Consider the following 19,090-nt stretch of genomic DNA (forward strand, 5'->3'; position numbering starts at 1 on the left):
CTTTTCACACTATTTTAGACAATTACTGATAATATTTTTGCAAAAAAAAGTAACGCATTTGGTTTATATGAAAGAAACTATGTCTCCCTGGAAACGTTTTGTTAATCTACTGAAATTAGATAAAAAAGACATCCGTCAGATTTTTTATTATGCAATTTTCGCTGGATTAGTAGCATTAACTCTACCCTTAGGAATACAAGCCATAATTAACTTAATTCAAGGAGCACAAGTCTCTTCTTCTTGGATTGTATTAGTCATTTTAGTTACCTTAGGAGTTGCTTTCCAGGGTATTTTACAACTTATGCAGATGCGTATTTTAGAATCTATTCAGCAGAAAATTTTTACCAGAGCTTCTTTTGAATTCGCGTATCGATTTCCTAAAATTAAAATGAAGGAACTTTATAATAATTACCCGCCAGAATTGGCAAATCGATTTTTCGATATTTTAATGATTCAAAAAGGGTTATCTAAAATTTTAATCGATTTTCCTGCGGCAGCACTTCAAATTATATTCGGACTAATCCTTTTATCTTTTTATCATGCCTTTTTTATCTTATACGGTTTACTTTTGGTACTCCTTATATATATAGTATTTCGCTTTACTGCCGAAAAAGGTTTACAAACCAGTTTACTTGAATCTAAAAACAAGTATAAAGTTGCGCACTGGATTCAAGAAGTTTCACGCTCGTTAACCAGTTTTAAACTTTCAGGAAAAACGTCGTTATCCATGGATAAAAACGATTATTTAACCACAAAATATTTAGATGCACGAGAAGATCATTTTAAAATTTTAGTGGTTCAATTCATGCAATTAATCGGATTTAAAGTATTGGTAACTGCTGGGTTGTTAAGTATTGGTGGTTTACTTGTAATTAATCAGCAAATGAATATCGGTCAATTTGTAGCTGCAGAAATTATTATTTTATTAGTGATTTCGTCTGTCGAAAAATTAATCCATGGTTTAGAATCTTTTTACGATGTACTTACCTCTCTAGAGAAAATCGGACAAGTAGTAGATAAAGAATTAGAACCACAATCTGGAGAAGATCCTTTTAAAGTAGAACGTGATTTACATATCGAGTTGGATAAATTAACCTATCGTGATCCAACTAATTATAAGGTTTTAAGTCAGATTTCTTTCAACATAAACAAAGGAGATCGTATTATTTTAGATGGAAAATCGGGTGCAGGAAAAACGACATTATTAAAAATACTATCAGGATTACTAACATCTACTTACGGAGCTTTTTATGTAAACGATATTTCAATGATTGGTATTTGGCCTAGTAAATATCGTGCTTGTGTTGGACAAGTGCTGCCTTCTCAGTTACCGTTTGAAGGTACTATTTTAGAAAATATAACTTTTGGAAGAACAGATGTTTCTCAAGAACATCTTCACGAAGTTTTAAAAAACACAGGCTTATTACCTTTTATAAAAACACAACCAAACGGAATTGGCTCGAAGCTAGATCCAGAAGGTCAACAAATACCGTTTACCGTCTCCAAACGTATTCTATTAGCTAGAGCGATAGTTCACCAACCAAAACTGCTTCTATTAAAAGATCCTTTAGAATATTTTGAAAATGATGAAGCCGAACAATTAATAAAATATTTAACAGGAAAAGACAGACCATGGGCACTCGTTGTTTCTAGTCAGAATGTGCATTGGTGGACCTATTGCAATAAAACTTTAGAAATATCTGATGGACAAATAATTAATAAAGCGAATATATAATGCTAAACATATCAAAAAATCAGCTTAATAAAAAAGTGTCTTTAGAGCAATTTAAGGCCTATAAAAAAGCATTTTCGGCAAAAGATAGTAAGGTGTTTAATAAATTGTTAACCATTTTTTCTATCATTATAATTATTGCTTTATTCTTACCGTGGACGCAAAATGTTAGAGGTCGAGGCTTTGTGACAACGTTAACACCAGACCAAAGACCGCAAACCATTCAATCTCCTATTCCTGGACGTATTGAAAAATGGCATGTTACGGAAGGTCAATTTGTTAAAAAAGGAGATACGATTTTACACATTTCTGAAATTAAAAATGAATATCAAGATCCGAATTTAGTAGCTCGAACTAATGTACAAAGAGATGCTAAAAGCAAGTCGGTATTATCTTATATTGAAAAAGTAAGTGCTTTAGAAGGACAAATTGTTGCTTTAAAGAACGAAGAACAATTAAAATTATCTCAAGCTAAAAACAAACTTGAACAAGCCCATTTTAAAGTAGTAAGCGACAGTATGGATCTAGAAGCCATAAAAAGTAATTTAAAAATTACTGAAGGTCAATTTATTCGGACACAAACGTTGCAAGACGAAGGTTTAAAATCGGTTAAAGATGTTGAAGTCACACGCGTAAAACTTCAAGAATCACAAGCGAAATTAATCGCCGCAGAGAATAAGTTACTGACTAGTGAAAACAACATTATAAACGCGCGTATTGAAATTAGTAGAATTGGTGCAGAATATGCAGATAAAATTGCGAAAGCTAACAGTGATAAATTCACAGCTGAAACAAATCGATACGATGCCGAAGCTCAGGTTTCTAAGTTAGAGAGCCAATCTACAAATTACCAAATGCGTAGCGATATGTACTTTATTAAAGCGCCTCAAGACGGTTATATTACTAAAGCTATAAAAGGTGGTATTGGAGAAACATTTAAAGAGGGTGAACAAATTGTAGGAATTATGCCTGCAAATTACCAGCATGCTGTAGAAACCTATATAAATCCTATCGATTTACCATTATTACACATCTCGGACGAAGTACGTATTCAATTTGATGGTTGGCCATCTATTTTCTTTAGCGGCTGGCCTAATACTTCGCACGGAACTTTTGCTGGAAAAGTAGTGGCCATAGAATCTTTTATAAGTCCTAACGGGAAATTTAGAGTTCTAATCGCTCCGTTTTCCGAGGAAACCCCTTGGCCAGAAAAAGTAAGTGTGGGTTCTGGTGCTAATACCTTTGCCCTGTTAGAAGATGTTCCCATTTGGTTCGAATTATGGAGAAACTTAAATGGCTTCCCTCCTAATTACTACCAACCCGAAGAAACAGGAAATACTAAAGGCAGTAAGAAATGAAACTAAGACTATTCATATTAATTATTATTTCAACACACACATTTGGGTTGTCCGTACATGCACAAAGTCTGTCAGATCCCGAAATCTTGTCTTTTGAAGAGTATTTGGGATATGTTAAGAAATATCACCCGGTTATGAAACAAGCCGATATTGCGTTGAGCTCTGGTGAAGCCAATCTTCTAAAGGCTCGAGGTGGTTTTGATCCGAAAATTGAGGTGGATTATAGTAGAAAGAAATTTAAAGGCACCGAATATTATGACGTCTTTTATTCAACATTTAAAATACCAACATGGTACGGTATTGAATTTAAGGCTAATTATGAAAATAATACAGGCTATTATTTAAACCCTAGTTTAACGGTTCCCGAAGACGGATTATACAGCGCAGGTGTCTCGTTCTCTTTAGCTCAAGGTTTATTGATTGACGAGCGTATGTCGACATTAAAAAAGGCTAAATTTTTCAAAGAACAAACCCTTGCCGAACGTAACTTATTAATTAATGATGTCCTGTTTGAAGCCAGTAAAGCTTACTTCGACTGGTTTCAAGCCAATAGAGAACATCAAATTTATGAATCGTTTTTAGAAAATGCTAAAACACGTTTAGAAGCCATTAAAAGTAGTGCCGAAGCTGGAGAATTAGCAACTATAGATATCACTGAAGCTAGAATTATTTATTCAGATAGACAATTGGGATTAGAGGTGGCACATTTAAATATGCAAAAATCAAGACTTCAACTCAGTAACTTTTTATGGGTAAATGATATTCCTATGGAAGTACAATCGGATGTTTTACCAACTTCACCATCTATAGAAAACCTAAAAGCCTTATTACTTATAGAGGATTTAGATAATAATGATGCGCTATTAGATTTACACCCTAAAGTAATGAGTTTAGATGCAAAAATCGGACAATTGGATATTGACAAATTCTATAAAAAAACGAAATTACTCCCTAAATTAGATTTACAGTATAACTTTTTAACTCAAGAAGCAGAGCGATTAGACTCCTTTAATACGGCCAATTATAAAGCATATGTGAATTTTAGTATGCCTATATTTTTAAGGAAAGAGCGTGGCGATTTACAACTTGCAAACTTAAAATTACAAGATGCCAAGTTGGATCGGATGAGCGCCGTTTTAAACATAAAGAATAAAGCAGAAGCTATTGAAATTGAGATAAATTCACTAAGAAATCAGAATGAATTGTTAAAAACCATGGTAAGCGATTACGAAGCCATGGTAAAAGCAGAAGAACGCAAGTTTGCATTGGGAGACAGTTCATTATTTCTAATAAATTCTCGTGAACAAAAATTAATCGATGCCCAATTAAAAGAAAATAGTTTACAAACCAAACACTTAACAGCTATTGCCAAGCTCTATAATAGTTTGGGGTTATCGATTTAAAATAAGTTAAAAGAAATCAATTATTTGCGAAGGAATATATTCAAAATTGTTATCATCTCATGTCTCCTTTCTTATATTTGCAAAAATTAAATTAACTTATGTATTCACTATTAAAAACACTGCGCATTGTTGGCTTCTTAGAAGGTATTTCTTACATCCTTTTATTAGGTGTGGCCGTTCCTGTTAAATATGTTTTGGACGATCCGCAATATGTAAAACTTCTGGGAATGCCCCATGGTTTACTTTTTGTAGCCTATATTGTTTTAGCGCTATTAGTTGGAATTGAATTAAAGTGGAGTGTAAAAACAATTGGACTGGTTTTAATTGCTTCTCTTGTTCCTTTTGGAACATTTATTGCAGATTCTAAATATTTTAAACCTGCTTCATAAATGCGAAAATTTACACATTTTTTTTACGATTATTTTATACAACTAAATGCTTCTGAGAACTCAGCTACATATTTAAATATGTTAGCCTTATTGGTTTTGTTGATTGTAATTATAGTTATTACAGATATTGTTGCTAGAAAAATACTACTTCAAGCTTTCTCCTCTTTTGCGGCGAAATCTAAAACAAAATTCGACGATATATTAATCAACCATAAAGTTCCTAGAAATTTCGCTCACATTGTTCCTTTGATTATTGCCTTAAAGTGCATACCTCTTGTATTTATAGATTTCCCAGGTTTTGAAAGCGCTGTAGAATTATTATTACAGCTTTATTGTGTATTACTTATAATCTGGATTATTAGAAGTGTTTTACGCACTTTAGAGTCTTTCTTTAAAACGATACCGAGATTAAAAGACAAACCAATAGACAGTTATATACAAGTACTCATGCTACTGCTTTGGTTAGTTGGTATTGCTATTATTTTTGTGATGCTTACATCAATTAATTTCACAAAGTTTTTTACCACTTTAGGTGCGGCATCTGCTATTTTGTTATTAATTTTTAAAGATACCATTATGGGGTTTGTAGCCAGTATTCAAGTCGCTGTTAACGATACGGTAAGAATTGGGGATTGGATAACCATGGAGAAATTTGGTGCTGACGGTGATGTTATTGAAATTAACTTAAACACGCTTCAAGTTCAGAATTTTGATATGACGATTACCAACATACCAACATATGCTCTAATTACTGAATCTTTTAAAAACTGGAGAGGAATGAGTAATTCAGGGGGAAGACGAATTAAGCGTGCACTTATTATTAAAGCTAAAAGTGTACATTATTTAACAGATGATAAGATTAATGAGCTTAAAAAAATTCAACTACTAACAGACTATTTAACGCAAAGACAAGGCGATATTTCCAGTTATAATACCAATAATAATATTGATAAGTCTGTATTAATTAATGGGCGTAACATGACTAATCTTGGTGTTTTTAGAAAGTATATACAAAGTTATATTGAAGGTCATTCTGCAATAAATAAAGACATGACGATAATGACGAGACAACTCGCTCCTACTTCTCAAGGTCTTCCTTTAGAAATTTATGCTTTTAGTAGTGATAAACGCTGGCAGAATTACGAATATATCATGTCCGATATTTTCGATCACAGTTTAGCGGCCATTCCTTATTTTGATTTAGAAATTTACGAGTTCTCAAATTATTCTCCAGAACTTGAACAAAATTAAAACTTAACACAAGGTGTTAAAATATAATCAATAAAAAAGTCGAGCAAAATGCTCGACTTTTTTTATTTTATTTATACTGTTTGTAATAACTAGTTAGCCTGAGCTTTAGCATCATCAATCATTTCTTTATTAGCAGAAACACCAATTTCAACACGACGATTTTTAGAACGTCCTTCAGAAGTGGTATTATCAAATCTAGGTTTAGTTTCACCGTAAGCATTAACGTCAAAACGATCTCCTGTTACACCTTTACCTTTTAAATATGTTACAACAGATTGTGCTCTCTTTTCAGATAATGTCATATTATAAGCGTCGTTTCCTGTATTATCGGTATGGCCTTCAACTAATAAATTAGTATCGGGAAACTCAATAAATACATCTGCAATAGCATCTAAATTTTCTTTAGCCTTTGCTGTTAAATCGGCCTTATTCGTGGCAAAAGTTACACCACTCTTATCATCGAAAACAATTTGAATACCTTCACCCACACGATTAACTTCTGCTCCAGGTAAAGCATCTTCAATTTTATCTGCTTGTTTATCCATACTGTGACCAATAACCCCTCCGGCAGCACCACCTACAGCAGCACCAATTAAGGCTCCAGTAATGTTACCTCCAATAAGTCCACCAATTAATGCGCCTCCAGCAACACCAATTCCTGCTCCTTTTTGAGTATCATTTGCATTATTTAGTGCATCGCAACTCACAAAAGATAATGAAAACATTAAAGCTATAGCGAGTATTATACTTGTTGATTTTTTCATGTTTATTTTATTTTTTTAATTATTACATTTCAATACTATCCGAAGTCTTGTTATACGTTAAAATAACATCGAACGGATTACCTTCATATTCAGATGCGACTTTAAGAATCATCATATTTTCACTAATTTCTTGAATCGTTCCTCTATATCCCGATTTCACATTTTTAGCTTTAACATCGTCTCCAACATATTTAAATTGGAATTGCGTGAATCCATCTGCTGATTCTAAAAACGACCAATGAATGGTTTGTGTATAGGCTTCGCAAACTGAACTATTAACGTTTGTAGAAAATTTACCAGAACCATTATTGGGTATAAACACCCATTCTCCTCCTTTAAAACAAGATGAATCTGCTAAGTCGAATAAAAATGCTTTGTATAATCCTTTATCTCCAACAAATTTAATATTAGAAACCTCCCAAGTTCCTTTTAACATTTTTTTACTTGGTTGCTTTGCTGTAGTAGACTTAGTACCCGAGCATGAAAATACCAAAAGTGCCAAAGTCATGTAAATTAATTTTTTCATGTTTAAAGTGGTTATTTATTAATTAATACTAATTTAATATTTTTAGCGTACTATTTATTTATTTTATTTAAAAAATTAAGAGAATTATTGATTACCTAACCGATCCTTAACAAACTCGATTTCAGTTTTTCCATGAGCTTTAGGTTTTCCATCTTCACCCAAATTTACCATAATTATATTATCGACATGAATAATAGCTTCTCTAGTCATTTTATTACGCACTTCACAAAAAAGTGTTAAAGACGTTTTTCCGAATTTTTCAACACGTATACCTATTTCAACAATATCTCCTTGCTTAGCAGAACTTAAAAAGTTTATCTCAGACATATACTTAGTTACAACTTTGCTATTCTCTAATTGAATAATAGAATACAATGCCGCTTCTTCATCAATCCAGGCTAATAACTTACCTCCAAATAACGTTCCGTTAGCATTTAAATCTTCTGGTTTTACCCATTTTCTGGTATGAAATCTCATAATTAATATTTTTCGGTAAAGGTAAATTAATAATTGTTCATAACAACGTTAACAAGTTATAGCGTTAACAAAAAATTCAAATCCGATAATTAATAATTTTAATAAAAATGTTTAATAATTATGACAACAAGACACAACAATCTTAAAGCTAGCCGTCCAGCAACATCTTACGGAAATCTTAGCGAAAACATGAGTAGTGACGAACGTTTTCAAAACGAAACATTACGGCCAGTTATTAAATTTCAAAAGGACTTATTTATTGAAGTGTTTAGAAATTACATCACAAAACATAAAAGTATGTTCTATGATTTAACAACACCAAAAAAAATTATTTTTATTGAAAATGCCATTCAGAAAGACATCAAATTTAGAAACGCTATAAAAGGTATGATTATCGGACAATTTACTGTAGATGAATATCTAGCTTACATCGAAAATTCATCAGCACTCAATAAACGCATGATGAACATTGTAAAAGATCAACTAGTTAGTAACCTCCAAGTTTTGGATAGTCAATTAGCAAAAGTGGTTTGATTAAACAAAAAATCTCATAAATTATATGAGCGATTCTCCGTTAATATTAGTCGTTAGCACATCGCTCATATAATTAAAATAAGGTCTAATGGTTTTAAAATCATCATTTACCTTGTTAAGAAAATCAGGATGTAAAACCTCTTTATCTGTATAATGCTTAGTGAAAATAAATTGCTTTTTTCTTATAAGATCAATATCGGGATGACTTTTATCAAATCCTTTTGGAGATGTTTTAAGCTCTTCTCCTTCTAAATTTCCCCAAGTCGATTTAAACTTGTCATCTGCCATAATATCTCGCATTTCTTGCGCATCGACCTCGAATTCTTTTCTAATTCTTAACAAATCTTCTTTCGAAGGATCCCAAAATCCAGTTGCTAAAAAGGATTCGTTATTTGGCTTAATTTGCAAATAATAGCCACCTCTTAGATTGGGTTTTGTACGGTGAATAGATCCGCCAAAATGCGTTTTATAAGGTGTTTTATTTTTCGAAAACCTAACGTCTCTATATATTCTAAAGACTTTTACCGCATCCACATCATCATGTGTTTTTATAAGCGTAAATAATGTATTGTATGCCTCTTTCATCTCTTTTTCAACAGCCCTAAATTCAGATTTATGCTCTTGAAACCATACTCTATCGTTATTTTGTTCTAATTCAGTTAAATAATCAAGTACACGCTTAGAAATCATATAATACATTTTTTGTTAGGATAAAGATATAAAAAAGCCCCAGTAAACTAGGGCTTAATCAAGTTAAAACATTCTACTTTTATTTCATTAAAGTATATATTTTAGATACTATTTCATTTGAATTTTTATCGAACTGTTGCACAATAAAATTTCCTTTTTCATCGAAATAACCAATTCCCGTCTTTCCATTATCATTCATTACAAATTGAGTAGAATCGGCATCCGATTGTTCTACTTTTGTAGGAATATTACTGGAAGAATCTGAAATTAAGAATCCGTTTTCGTGCATATCGAACTGACACATTTTACCTTCCAATTCGTATCGTATAGATTTTCTATCCGATGTAAATGGAGTGTTATCAGTTACGCGAACAGTCTCTGTAATCTGAGCCGGTGTATCTACACGGCTTTGATTTATTTTGTTTTTATCGCCTTCAGCTAATTTAACATCTTGCTCTGTTCTTTTATTATACTCGACAGTATTCTTTTTAATTTCCGTCCCGTTATTTACTGTTGTTGTTACTTTCTTAGATTCGACAGTAATATCTTTTTTAGGATCTGTCTGGGCATTTACCGTATACATAAACAGTAATGCTACTACTATATATATTGATTTCATAAATTTAATTTTTAAAGATTTTAATTTGTTTAAGATCTATGCGATTATTTCATAACGCCTTTTAGAAGCGATAGTACAAAAAGCACTAGAAAAACAAAAAATAAGATTTTTGCAATTCCTGCCGATGCTCCTGCAATTCCTCCAAATCCTAAAACTCCTGCGATAATTGCTATAATTATAAATGTGATGGTCCAACGTAACATAATTTTAATTTTTTAAGTGATTAATATTATTATCTATTGTAAAATTAAATGTTTCGTACGGCGTAGAAGTTCTCTAATAAAATTTATTTTGACTCAATAAAAAGCCCCCTATAAATAACAGTATTTGCATTTAAAAGTATTGTTTTTAAGGCATTACTGTATAAACACAGTTACAAGAACACATATGTTGTAGAATTTAAACATAACCAAATGCTATATTCTAATGTGTCTTTTATGACTTTGTAGTAGAGAGTGAATTTAAAGAAACAACGTACTCTTATATATAATACAAGTATACTAGTGATTACTTGATTTTGGATTATTTAAGGTGTCGTTTCAAATTCGACAGCATTTAAAACTAAGCCTGAAGCTGGAGCGATATAATCCATAACTTCTATACTTTCTGGCTTTAAACTCTCCTGTATATAGTCTAAAGTAATTTCATTTTTCCCTAGTTTTATAAGTGCTCCCATCATTAAACGAATTTGGTTTCTCATAAACCCTTTTCCTTTTACACGTAACATATAAGACTGTTCTGGAAAGAAACTAGCTGTGAAGACAGTATTTTCTACCAATTCACAGGTGTCAATTACACGATTAAAAACACCTGTTTCTGAAGGCTTGTAGCAGTAGGTTTTAAAATTGTGAGCTCCTTCAAAAAGCTTCGCTCCCAACTTCATTTTTTCAATATCTAAAGGATCTAAAATCGTTGTCATTAACGGTGCACAAAACGGATGATATTTAGCACCATGAGCAAATACATAAACGTATTCTTTCATTTTAGATGCATTAATAACATTGAAATCTTTATCGACTTCTGTAATTGATAATGCTCTTAGATCCTGAGGTAAATTGTAATTAAATAATTCTAAAAAGGCAACTTCATCCTCAATTCTATCTTCTAAAAACAATTCGAAAGCTCCTTGTTGGGCGGATACCATAGCATCTGTTCTTCCCGAACCTAAGGTTTTAAAGGGTTTCCCATCCATGATATAACGCATGGTTTTATCAATCATAAGATGTACCGTTTTTAATTTAGGTTGCTTTTGCCAACCGTGAAAACGATAACCGAGATACTGAATTTCGATAAGATAGAAATAACGTTTATTCAACTGAAAATGATTTTATATAAAGAGACGCAAGTAACCGATTTTAATAGACTTCTCAAAAATTTCACTACTTTTAAACCCTATTAAATTTACAAATTATTTTGATTTATGAGTGACTCAGCTAAACTCCCTATTTGGTATTGGATTGTAACCGGATTTTATTTACTTTGGAATGGTTTGGGTGTTCAACAGTATTTTATCCAAGCGAATAACACAGAAGCGTTTAGATCAAAATATACAGAAATACAATTACAAGAAATTGCAGAAATGCCCACGTGGGTTATGCGTGCTTATGCAGTAGCAGTTATGTTTGGTTTTCTTGCCAGTATATTATTAATGGTTCGTAAACGATTTGCATATCCTTCTGCGCTTACTTCATTAATTGCAGTAATTGCTCAGATGAGCTATGTCTTTTACGTAGTTAAACCACCTAGCCTACTTATACCCGTTTTAACATTGGTGTTTTCTATATTACTACTCTTATTTTCTAAATATAGTAAATCTAAAAACTGGCTTATTTAAATAAGGTAGAAATTAAAACAGGTGCACTTTATAGGATTAAATGTACCTGTTTTAGTTTTATTATTTTTCTCTTCCTCTTAAGATTTCAACAACATCTTTTATTTCAAAACCTTTAGCCTGAAGTAAAATTAAGTAATGAAATAATAAATCGGCGCTTTCATTTAGGAATAAATCAGCATCGTTATCTTTTGCTTCAATAACAACTTCAACAGCTTCCTCTCCTACTTTCTGAGCTATTTTATTAATGCCTTTCTCAAATAGAAAAGACACATACGATTCTGAGGGCGTAGAATTTAGACGTCTGTCCTTAATAACATCCTCAAGATGTGAAATAAATCCGTAAGTTTCCTCATTTGGTTCTGCCCAGCATGTATCTGTCCCTTTATGACATGTTGGTCCTTTTGGAAGTACTGAAATTAATAAGCTATCATTATCACAATCTAATTTTATATCCACTAAATTTAAGACATTTCCGCTTTCTTCACCTTTAGTCCACAAACGTTGTTTTGTTCTACTGTAAAAGGTAACTAATTTCGTTTCTTTCGTTTTCTCTAAAGCTTCAGCATTCATATAACCAAGCATCAACACTTTTTTAGTTGAAACATCTTGAATAATTGCAGGCACTAGTCCGTCGCTATTTTTATTGAAATCTATATTCATCACTATTAATTTGAAATGTAAAATTTTACAATCTTACGGCTATATTATTATTCTTTAATTCTTCTTTTAATTCTGAAATAGGAATTTCTCCGAAGTGAAACACACTCGCTGCCAAAGCGGCATCAGATTTTCCGTCTTTAAACGTATCTACAAAATGCTGAATGCTTCCTGCTCCACCAGAAGCGATAATTGGAATATTAAGCATATTTGAAAGTTTCGCTAAAGCTTCATTTGCAAAACCATTTTTTGTTCCATCGTGATTCATGGAGGTGAATAAAATTTCACCCGCTCCTAAATCTTCAACTTGCTTGGCCCATTCAAATAAATCGATTTCAGTAGGAATACTTCCTCCTGCCAAATGCACTTTCCATTGTCCGTCTACTTCTTTAGCATCAATGGCTACAACCACACACTGACTTCCGAATTTTTCTGATAATTCTTTAACCAATTCAGGGCGCTTAACAGCAGAAGAGTTTATAGATATTTTATCTGCTCCACATTGTAATAAAGCGTCTACGTGTTCTATTGAAGAAATCCCGCCTCCTACAGTAAATGGTATATTTACTTGTTCTGCAACATGTAAAACCATATCGAGAGTCGTTCCTCTACCTTCTAAAGTTGCCGAAATATCTAAAAACACCAATTCGTCTGCACCTTCTAAAGCGTATTGCTTTGCTAATTCTACCGGATCTCCAGCATCAATAAGGTCGACAAAATTAACACCTTTTACGGTTCTTCCATTTTTAATATCCAAACAAGGGATAATTCGTTTTGTAAGCATATTAATTTATTGAGAGTTTACAACCAGTTTTTCTAAATCCTTCATACTGATTTTGTTTTCGTAAATTGCTTTACCTATAATTACACCTTCGCAACCTAACTCCTTAAGTTTTGGTAATTCCTCTTTACAAGAAATTCCACCAGAAGCAATTAGTTTAATGTTAGGATTTTCGGTGATTATCTTTTTATATAAGTCGAATGATGGACCTTCTAACATCCCATCTTTAGAAATATCGGTACAAATAACGTACTGAATCCCTTTATTCATATATCCTTTTATAAACGGGGTAACTTCTAAACTACTTTCTTCTAACCAACCACTAATAGCTACTTTTTCATTTTTAGCATCAGCACCTAAAATAATTTTCTGACTTCCGTATTTTTGAATCCAACTTTCGAACATCGTACTGTCTTTAACAGCAATACTTCCACCCGTCACTTGTTTCGCTCCAGAATTGAAAGCAATATATAAGTCTTCGTTAGTTTTTAATCCGCCACCAAAATCAACTTTAAGATTCGTTTTAGACGTGATTTGTTCCAAAACTTTATAATTGATAATAGTACTTGCCTTAGCGCCATCAAGATCTACTAAGTGTAAATATTCTACACCCGCATCTTCAAAACTCTTAGCTACTTCTAACGGATTTTCGTTATATATTTTCTTTGTATCGTAATCACCTTTAGTTAAACGGACACATTTTCCGTCTATAATATCTATGGCTGGTATAATTCTCATTCGTTATGTGTTAATCCGTTTATGATTCTAGATTTAAAAAATTCTCAAGCAATTTAGCACCTGCAAGACTACTTTTTTCTGGATGAAATTGTACACCATAAAAGTTGTTATGTTTTACAGCGGTTGTATAGTTTCCGTTATAATTGGTTGTCGCAATTGCTTCTTTACAATCCTCTGCATAATAGCTATGTACTAAATACATATAAGATGCTTCGGGTATATCTTTAAACAAATCGGACTTTAAATTTTTAATTGTGTTCCATCCCATTTGTGGGACTTTTACCGTATTTGGAAAGCGTTTTACATGAACTTGAAAAATTCCTAATCCTTCGGTATTTCCCTCTTCGGTTGTTTTACAAAGTAATTGCATCCCCAAACAAATCCCTAAAACGGGTTGAGTTAAGGTAGGAATTAATTTATCTAATTTGCTATTTTTTAGCATTTTTAAAGCAGAACTTGCTTCTCCTACTCCAGGAAAAATAACACGATCTGCATTTCTAATTGTTTCAGGATCGTTAGTTAAAATAGCATCGACCCCCAAACGCTTAAAAGCAAATTGAATACTTTTTATATTTCCAGCACCGTAATCTATTATAACTACAGTTGGAAGAGCCCCATCTAACTTCCCCGAAGGGGAAGAACTCTCACTCGTATTTTTTAATTTTTCTGAATTCATATCATTTTAATTGCAACCTTATTTATAACCTAAATAAAGTTATTTCCCAACCAATACTCCTAAGAGTGTCTCTTCCCTTCAGGAAGATTAAGTTGGGCTTGTTTTTTTACAACATACCTTTAGTGGATGGCAAAATCATTTTTTCCACATCACGTTTTACTGCCATTTTAATTGCTTTTGCAAACGCTTTGAATATGGCTTCAATTTTATGATGTTCGTTAGTCCCTTCTGCCTTAATGTTTAGATTACATTTTGCACCATCGGTAAACGATTTAAAAAAGTGATAAAACATTTCTGTTGGCATTTTTCCAACCATTTCACGCTTAAAATCGGCTTCCCAAACTAACCAATTTCTTCCTCCAAAATCAATGCCCGCCGAAGCTAAACAATCGTCCATTGGTAAATAAAAACCGTAACGCTCTATACCTAATTTATTTCCTAAAACAGTATTGAATAATTCACCTAAAGCAATCGCTGTATCTTCAATCGTATGATGTTCGTCCACTTCTAAATCACCAATAACTTTTAAATCTAAATCTAACTGCCCGTGACGTGCAATTTGATCTAACATATGATCGAAAAAAGCAATTCCTGTATCTATATTACTTTTACCTGTACCATCTAAATTTAAATCAATTTTAATTTTAGTTTCATTGGTATTACGCTCAATACTTCCCGTACGATCTTCAACTTTTAAATGTTTAAAAATCACTTCCCAATCATTCGTCTCTAACGTAATAAAATCGTTTAAAGCCTCACGTTTAACCGTGATTTCGTCTGTACCAAGATTAGTATTATCGTTTATAAAGATCCCTTTAGAACCTAAGTTTTTTGCTAATTCAATATCCGTTAAACGATCACCAATTACATAAGAATTCTCTAAGTCGTAAGCTTCAGAAAAGTACTGTGTAAGTAAACCTGTATTAGGTTTACGAGTTGGCGCGTTGTCTTTTGCAAACGTTCTATCTATAAATTGCTCCTTAAATTCTACACCTTCATTTTTAAAGGCTTCAAGAATAAAGTTATGAACCGGCCAAAATGAATCTTCAGGATAAACCTCTGTTCCTAAACCATCTTGATTCGTAATCATCACAATTTCGAAATCTAACTCCTTAGCTATTTTGCTTAAATATTGAAAAACTTTCGGATAAAACTCTAATTTTTCGAAGCTGTCAATTTGCTCGTCTGCAGGCTCTCTAATAATCGTACCATCACGATCTATAAATAATACTTTTTGTCTCATTGTAACTTGGTAAGTGCGGTGATTAGCATTTTATTTTCTAAAGGTGTTCCTACAGTTAAACGTAAACAGTTTTCGCATAACGGCTGGGTTGTTCTGTTACGAACGACAACGCCTTCTTTTATTAATTGATTATAACGTGTTGTTGCATCGTCTACTTTTACAAGAACGAAATTAGTATCTGACGGATATATTTTACTAACGTAAGAAATAGATTTTAAATCTGACATTAATCGACTACGTTCTATTAAAATCGAATCGATTTCATCACTTATTACATCGGTTTGTTTTAATAATTCTACCGCCTTATTTTGCGTTAACACATTAATATTATAAGGTGGTTTTATGGTATTTAAAACTTTAATAATTTCTTGTGAAGCATAGCAAATACCTAGTCGTATACCTGCCATTCCGTAAGCTTTAGATAGGGTTTGAGTAATGACTAAGTTTGGAAATTCTTCCAAACGATCTAACCAACTATCTTGATTAGAAAAGTCTATATAGGCTTCGTCTATAACGACAATACCACCAAATTTCTTTAATAATGCTTCAACTTCATAATCTTTAAAACTATTACCTGAAGGATTATTTGGCGAACATAAAAATAATATTTTACTGTTTGAATCTGCGACATCTAAAATCTGATCGCCTTCTGGTTGAAAATCTTCAGACAATAAAACCTTTCTAGTTTCAACAGCATTTAAATTTGCCAAAACTTCATACATACCATATGTAGGCGGTAAAATAATGATGTTATCTTTATTAGGTTCGCAAAATGCTCTCATTAATAAATCTAAAACTTCATCACTTCCATTTCCTAATAAAATATTAGATTTAGAAACGTTTTTTATTTCAGAAAGTAGGTCCTTAACTTCATTTTGTTGCGGATCTGGATACCGATTTACACCATTATTAAACGGGTTCTCGTTTGCATCTATAAACACCATATCACTCGTTTCTTCTTGAAACTCGTCTCTTGCAGACGAATAGGCTTTTAGTGCTTTTATGGAAGGTCTTAAAAGATCTTGTACAGTTGCCATTAATTTTTATTTATATCGTTTAATCTTAAAGTCACAGCATTTTTGTGTGCCTCTAAACCTTCGGCAGCCGCCATTTTTTCTATAATTGGACCTAAATCTAATAAGCCTTTTTTAGATATTTTTTGAAAAGTAATACTCTTTAAAAAACTATCTAAATTCACACCAGAATACGCGCGACAAAATCCATTTGTTGGTAAGGTATGATTTGTTCCTGAAGCATAATCGCCGGCACTTTCAGGCGTATAGTTTCCTATAAATACAGAACCTGCATTGCTAATACCGTTTACAAAAAGAGCTTCATTTTTAGAACAAATAATAAAATGTTCTGGAGCATATTCATTTATTAATTCTAGAGCAATTTTATCGTTTTCAACAAAAATCAACTTTGAATTTGCGATAGCTTTCTTTGCAATTTCTTGTCTTGGTAATTGTTCTATTTGAACATCTACGGCCTTTAAAACATCGTCTATCATCGTTTTGGAAGTCGAGACTAAAATAACCTGACTATCGGCTCCATGCTCTGCCTGACTTAATAAATCTGAAGCCACAAATTCTGGATTAGCAGAATCGTCTGCCACGACTAACAGTTCACTCGGTCCTGCTGGCATATCTATAGCAACACCATGCTTTGTAGCCAATTGTTTTGCAACTGTTACAAATTGATTTCCTGGTCCGAAGATTTTATAAACTTGAGGAATATTTTTAGTTCCGAAGGTTAATCCGGCAATAGCTTGAATACCTCCTACTTTTACAATTTTAGAAACACCACATAAATCGGCCGCAAATAAAATCTCATTAGCAATCGTTCCCGTAGCACTTGGAGGCGAACATAACACGATTTCTTTGCAACCTGCAATTTTTGCAGGAATAGCTAACATTAAAACGGTAGAAAATAGAGGCGCTGTTCCTCCTGGAATATACAATCCAATCTTTTCAATAGCTCGTTTTTCTTGCCAACAGTACACTCCAGGCATCGTTTCTATTTCAACTTTATCTGTTTTTTGAGCGGCATGAAAACGTTCAATATTCTGATAAGCAGTAATAATTGCAGTTTTTAAATCCTCAGACACTTGCGATTTAGCAAATTCAATCTCATCTGCACTTACTAAATTATCATCTAAATTTACACCATCAAAAAGCGATGTATATTTTGCGATAGCAGCATCCCCGTTATGTTTAACTTCATCGAAAATTTGAGTAACCGTTTTTTCTATGTCGTTTACAGTTTGAGTCGGACGCTTTAATATCTCCGACCAATCTGATTTAATGGGGTTTTCAATAATTTTCATTGTATATGTCTTTAGTTATAAAACCATATTATCGATAGGACAAACAAGAATACCTTCGGCTCCATGCCCTTTAAGTTCGTCGATAATTTCCCAAAATTTATTTTTGTCAATTACAGTATGAACAGAGCTCCATCCTTCTTGTGCTAAAGGTAATACTGTTGGGCTTTTCATACCTGGTAAAATGGCAATAATTTCTTCTAATTTATCATTTGGTGCATTAAGCAACACATATTTAGAACGACGACCTTTTAAAACAGATTCAATTCTGAATTTAATGATATTTAAAGTCTCTAAATTAGCATCAGAAATTAATGGAGAAGCAGCCAAAACAGCCTCCGATTTTAATAATACTTCAACTTCTTTTAATCCGTTTTTAAACAATGTACTTCCACTAGAAACGATATCGACAATAGCGTCTGCTAAACCAATATTGGGAGCAATCTCTACAGACCCGTTAATAATATGCAATTGTGCATTTACGTTATTTTTGTCTAAAAACTGTTGCACTGTGTTAGGATAAGAGGTTGCAATACGTTTACCTTCTAAATCCTGCATGCTTGTATACTTTGCAGATTTTGGTACAGCAATAGATACTTTACAAGACGAAAAACCTAATTTTTGTACAATTTGAATTTCTCCTCCCTTTTCAATTAGAACATTCTCACCAATAATAGCGGCATCTACAACACCGTCTTTTAAATACTGAGGAATATCTCCGTTTCGTAAATAAAACACTTCTAAAGGAAAATTTTTAGCCGATGCTTTTAATTGTTCTTTCCCATTGTCTATAGAAATTCCTATGTCTTTAAGGATTTGCATAGATTCGTCGTAAAGTCGACCTGATTTTTGGACTGCAATTTTTAATTTACTCATTGTCTTAATTATATGGTTTGAGTAATATCATCTGGAGAAAAATAAAAACCCCATCTGATTAACTCAAACGGGGTTTAAAAATATATTATTTTGAAATTATTCAATACACCTTCAGCTCGTCTAAGTACAAGTATGAAAATGATGATGATGTAATTGAATAAAATTCATTTTTTTGATTTTGTTATATTACAAATATTCAGAAATTTAAAACACTTATGC

Annotated in this window: 22 protein-coding genes; 7 read left to right on the forward strand and 15 right to left on the reverse strand. The window is 32.5% G+C overall.

Annotated features, from left to right (window positions below):
• Window positions 1-67 precede the first annotated feature (67 nt).
• The 5 genes from ACFFVB_RS11445 (at window position 68) to ACFFVB_RS11465 (ending at window position 6,133) form a co-directional block, all read left to right on the forward strand.
• Window positions 68-1,735, forward strand: a complete 1,668-nt coding sequence (locus ACFFVB_RS11445) for a peptidase domain-containing ABC transporter (protein ID WP_382382930.1) — start codon at window positions 68-70, stop codon at window positions 1,733-1,735.
• On the forward strand, window positions 1,735-3,090 hold the full coding sequence (locus ACFFVB_RS11450) for an HlyD family secretion protein (RefSeq protein WP_382382931.1): 1,356 nt from the start codon (window positions 1,735-1,737) through the stop codon (window positions 3,088-3,090). Before ACFFVB_RS11445 ends, ACFFVB_RS11450 begins: the two co-directional genes overlap by 1 nt.
• On the forward strand, window positions 3,087-4,493 hold the full coding sequence (locus ACFFVB_RS11455) for a TolC family protein (protein ID WP_382382932.1): 1,407 nt from the start codon (window positions 3,087-3,089) through the stop codon (window positions 4,491-4,493). The genes ACFFVB_RS11450 and ACFFVB_RS11455 overlap by 4 nt, the downstream gene beginning before the upstream one ends.
• A gap of 98 nt (window positions 4,494-4,591) precedes the next feature.
• Window positions 4,592-4,882, forward strand: a complete 291-nt coding sequence (locus ACFFVB_RS11460) for a DUF3817 domain-containing protein (RefSeq protein WP_382382933.1) — start codon at window positions 4,592-4,594, stop codon at window positions 4,880-4,882.
• Entirely contained in the window at window positions 4,883-6,133 is a 1,251-nt protein-coding gene (locus ACFFVB_RS11465; protein WP_382382934.1) for a mechanosensitive ion channel family protein, read from the forward strand. It abuts the gene before it with no gap.
• Window positions 6,134-6,222: 89 nt separating this feature from the next.
• Here the strand turns inward: ACFFVB_RS11465 and ACFFVB_RS11470 are convergent, their stop codons facing one another.
• The 3 genes from ACFFVB_RS11470 to ACFFVB_RS11480 form a co-directional block, all read right to left on the reverse strand.
• Window positions 6,223-6,897, reverse strand: coding sequence for a YiaD family glycine zipper/OmpA-like lipoprotein (locus ACFFVB_RS11470; protein WP_382382935.1), 675 nt, complete (start codon window positions 6,895-6,897; stop codon window positions 6,223-6,225).
• 22 nt (window positions 6,898-6,919) lie between these two features.
• Entirely contained in the window at window positions 6,920-7,423 is a 504-nt protein-coding gene (locus ACFFVB_RS11475; protein WP_382382936.1) for a hypothetical protein, read from the reverse strand.
• Between the two features lie 84 nt (window positions 7,424-7,507).
• Window positions 7,508-7,900 carry an acyl-CoA thioesterase gene (locus ACFFVB_RS11480; RefSeq protein ID WP_382382937.1) on the reverse strand — a complete coding sequence of 131 codons (393 nt, stop codon included), beginning with the start codon at window positions 7,898-7,900 and terminating at the stop codon, window positions 7,508-7,510.
• A gap of 120 nt (window positions 7,901-8,020) precedes the next feature.
• Between ACFFVB_RS11480 and ACFFVB_RS11485 the strand changes: the two genes are divergently transcribed.
• Entirely contained in the window at window positions 8,021-8,434 is a 414-nt protein-coding gene (locus ACFFVB_RS11485) for a glyoxalase (protein ID WP_382382939.1), read from the forward strand.
• Window positions 8,435-8,455: 21 nt separating this feature from the next.
• On the opposite strand, the gene ACFFVB_RS11490 is transcribed toward ACFFVB_RS11485, so the two are convergent.
• From ACFFVB_RS11490 to ACFFVB_RS11505, 4 genes are all read right to left on the reverse strand, one after another.
• Window positions 8,456-9,133, reverse strand: coding sequence for a DUF2461 domain-containing protein (locus tag ACFFVB_RS11490; protein WP_382382941.1), 678 nt, complete (start codon window positions 9,131-9,133; stop codon window positions 8,456-8,458).
• 70 nt (window positions 9,134-9,203) lie between these two features.
• The gene (locus ACFFVB_RS11495) at window positions 9,204-9,743 is read right to left on the reverse strand and encodes an SANTA domain-containing protein (protein WP_382382943.1); all 540 of its coding nucleotides are present in this window, start codon (window positions 9,741-9,743) and stop codon (window positions 9,204-9,206) included.
• 44 nt (window positions 9,744-9,787) lie between these two features.
• A complete protein-coding gene (locus tag ACFFVB_RS11500) occupies window positions 9,788-9,946 on the reverse strand; it encodes a DUF1328 family protein (RefSeq protein ID WP_382382945.1) in 159 nt (52 codons plus the stop codon).
• Window positions 9,947-10,269: 323 nt separating this feature from the next.
• Window positions 10,270-11,058 (reverse strand): tRNA pseudouridine synthase A, encoded by a 789-nt coding sequence (locus tag ACFFVB_RS11505; protein ID WP_382382947.1) that lies wholly within the window; start codon window positions 11,056-11,058, stop codon window positions 10,270-10,272.
• A 105-nt stretch (window positions 11,059-11,163) separates the two neighbouring features.
• Between ACFFVB_RS11505 and ACFFVB_RS11510 the strand changes: the two genes are divergently transcribed.
• On the forward strand, window positions 11,164-11,577 hold the full coding sequence (locus tag ACFFVB_RS11510) for a hypothetical protein (RefSeq protein WP_382382949.1): 414 nt from the start codon (window positions 11,164-11,166) through the stop codon (window positions 11,575-11,577).
• A 60-nt stretch (window positions 11,578-11,637) separates the two neighbouring features.
• Here the strand turns inward: ACFFVB_RS11510 and hisIE are convergent, their stop codons facing one another.
• The 8 genes from hisIE to hisG form a co-directional block, all read right to left on the reverse strand.
• Window positions 11,638-12,237 carry a bifunctional phosphoribosyl-AMP cyclohydrolase/phosphoribosyl-ATP diphosphatase HisIE gene (gene hisIE / locus ACFFVB_RS11515; RefSeq protein ID WP_382382950.1) on the reverse strand — a complete coding sequence of 200 codons (600 nt, stop codon included), beginning with the start codon at window positions 12,235-12,237 and terminating at the stop codon, window positions 11,638-11,640.
• A 25-nt stretch (window positions 12,238-12,262) separates the two neighbouring features.
• Complete coding sequence (gene hisF / locus ACFFVB_RS11520; RefSeq protein ID WP_382382952.1) at window positions 12,263-13,018, reverse strand: imidazole glycerol phosphate synthase subunit HisF; 756 nt, start codon at window positions 13,016-13,018, stop codon at window positions 12,263-12,265.
• A 6-nt stretch (window positions 13,019-13,024) separates the two neighbouring features.
• Window positions 13,025-13,753 carry a 1-(5-phosphoribosyl)-5-[(5-phosphoribosylamino)methylideneamino]imidazole-4-carboxamide isomerase gene (gene hisA, locus ACFFVB_RS11525; RefSeq protein WP_382382953.1) on the reverse strand — a complete coding sequence of 243 codons (729 nt, stop codon included), beginning with the start codon at window positions 13,751-13,753 and terminating at the stop codon, window positions 13,025-13,027.
• Window positions 13,754-13,772: 19 nt separating this feature from the next.
• A complete protein-coding gene (gene hisH, locus ACFFVB_RS11530; protein WP_382382955.1) occupies window positions 13,773-14,429 on the reverse strand; it encodes an imidazole glycerol phosphate synthase subunit HisH in 657 nt (218 codons plus the stop codon).
• A 106-nt stretch (window positions 14,430-14,535) separates the two neighbouring features.
• Window positions 14,536-15,672 (reverse strand): bifunctional histidinol-phosphatase/imidazoleglycerol-phosphate dehydratase HisB, encoded by a 1,137-nt coding sequence (gene hisB, locus ACFFVB_RS11535; RefSeq protein ID WP_382382956.1) that lies wholly within the window; start codon window positions 15,670-15,672, stop codon window positions 14,536-14,538.
• Window positions 15,669-16,709 (reverse strand): histidinol-phosphate transaminase, encoded by a 1,041-nt coding sequence (gene hisC, locus ACFFVB_RS11540; RefSeq protein ID WP_382382957.1) that lies wholly within the window; start codon window positions 16,707-16,709, stop codon window positions 15,669-15,671. The genes hisB and hisC overlap by 4 nt, the downstream gene beginning before the upstream one ends.
• Window positions 16,709-17,998: a histidinol dehydrogenase gene (hisD, locus tag ACFFVB_RS11545; protein WP_382382959.1), complete on the reverse strand. Its 1,290-nt coding sequence runs from the start codon at window positions 17,996-17,998 to the stop codon at window positions 16,709-16,711. Before hisD ends, hisC begins: the two co-directional genes overlap by 1 nt.
• A 15-nt stretch (window positions 17,999-18,013) precedes the next feature.
• The gene (hisG, locus tag ACFFVB_RS11550; protein WP_382382960.1) at window positions 18,014-18,871 is read right to left on the reverse strand and encodes an ATP phosphoribosyltransferase; all 858 of its coding nucleotides are present in this window, start codon (window positions 18,869-18,871) and stop codon (window positions 18,014-18,016) included.
• Between the last annotated feature and the right edge of the window lie 219 nt (window positions 18,872-19,090).

The organism is Formosa undariae (assembly GCF_042427615.1).
Taxonomy (GTDB): Bacteria; Bacteroidota; Bacteroidia; order Flavobacteriales; family Flavobacteriaceae; genus Formosa; species Formosa undariae.

Coding starts and splice junctions, on each gene's coding strand:
- ACFFVB_RS11445 (WP_382382930.1), top strand. CDS start 68: ATGAAAGAAACTATGTCTCCCTGGAAACGTTTTGTTAATCTACTGAAA.
- ACFFVB_RS11450 (WP_382382931.1), top strand. CDS start 1,735: ATGCTAAACATATCAAAAAATCAGCTTAATAAAAAAGTGTCTTTAGAG.
- ACFFVB_RS11455 (WP_382382932.1), top strand. CDS start 3,087: ATGAAACTAAGACTATTCATATTAATTATTATTTCAACACACACATTT.
- ACFFVB_RS11460 (WP_382382933.1), top strand. CDS start 4,592: ATGTATTCACTATTAAAAACACTGCGCATTGTTGGCTTCTTAGAAGGT.
- ACFFVB_RS11465 (WP_382382934.1), top strand. CDS start 4,883: ATGCGAAAATTTACACATTTTTTTTACGATTATTTTATACAACTAAAT.
- ACFFVB_RS11470 (WP_382382935.1), bottom strand. CDS start 6,897: ATGAAAAAATCAACAAGTATAATACTCGCTATAGCTTTAATGTTTTCA.
- ACFFVB_RS11475 (WP_382382936.1), bottom strand. CDS start 7,423: ATGAAAAAATTAATTTACATGACTTTGGCACTTTTGGTATTTTCATGC.
- ACFFVB_RS11480 (WP_382382937.1), bottom strand. CDS start 7,900: ATGAGATTTCATACCAGAAAATGGGTAAAACCAGAAGATTTAAATGCT.
- ACFFVB_RS11485 (WP_382382939.1), top strand. CDS start 8,021: ATGACAACAAGACACAACAATCTTAAAGCTAGCCGTCCAGCAACATCT.
- ACFFVB_RS11490 (WP_382382941.1), bottom strand. CDS start 9,133: ATGTATTATATGATTTCTAAGCGTGTACTTGATTATTTAACTGAATTA.
- ACFFVB_RS11495 (WP_382382943.1), bottom strand. CDS start 9,743: ATGAAATCAATATATATAGTAGTAGCATTACTGTTTATGTATACGGTA.
- ACFFVB_RS11500 (WP_382382945.1), bottom strand. CDS start 9,946: ATGTTACGTTGGACCATCACATTTATAATTATAGCAATTATCGCAGGA.
- ACFFVB_RS11510 (WP_382382949.1), top strand. CDS start 11,164: ATGAGTGACTCAGCTAAACTCCCTATTTGGTATTGGATTGTAACCGGA.
- hisIE (WP_382382950.1), bottom strand. CDS start 12,237: ATGAATATAGATTTCAATAAAAATAGCGACGGACTAGTGCCTGCAATT.
- hisF (WP_382382952.1), bottom strand. CDS start 13,018: ATGCTTACAAAACGAATTATCCCTTGTTTGGATATTAAAAATGGAAGA.
- hisA (WP_382382953.1), bottom strand. CDS start 13,753: ATGAGAATTATACCAGCCATAGATATTATAGACGGAAAATGTGTCCGT.
- hisH (WP_382382955.1), bottom strand. CDS start 14,429: ATGAATTCAGAAAAATTAAAAAATACGAGTGAGAGTTCTTCCCCTTCG.
- hisB (WP_382382956.1), bottom strand. CDS start 15,672: ATGAGACAAAAAGTATTATTTATAGATCGTGATGGTACGATTATTAGA.
- hisC (WP_382382957.1), bottom strand. CDS start 16,709: ATGGCAACTGTACAAGATCTTTTAAGACCTTCCATAAAAGCACTAAAA.
- hisD (WP_382382959.1), bottom strand. CDS start 17,998: ATGAAAATTATTGAAAACCCCATTAAATCAGATTGGTCGGAGATATTA.
- hisG (WP_382382960.1), bottom strand. CDS start 18,871: ATGAGTAAATTAAAAATTGCAGTCCAAAAATCAGGTCGACTTTACGAC.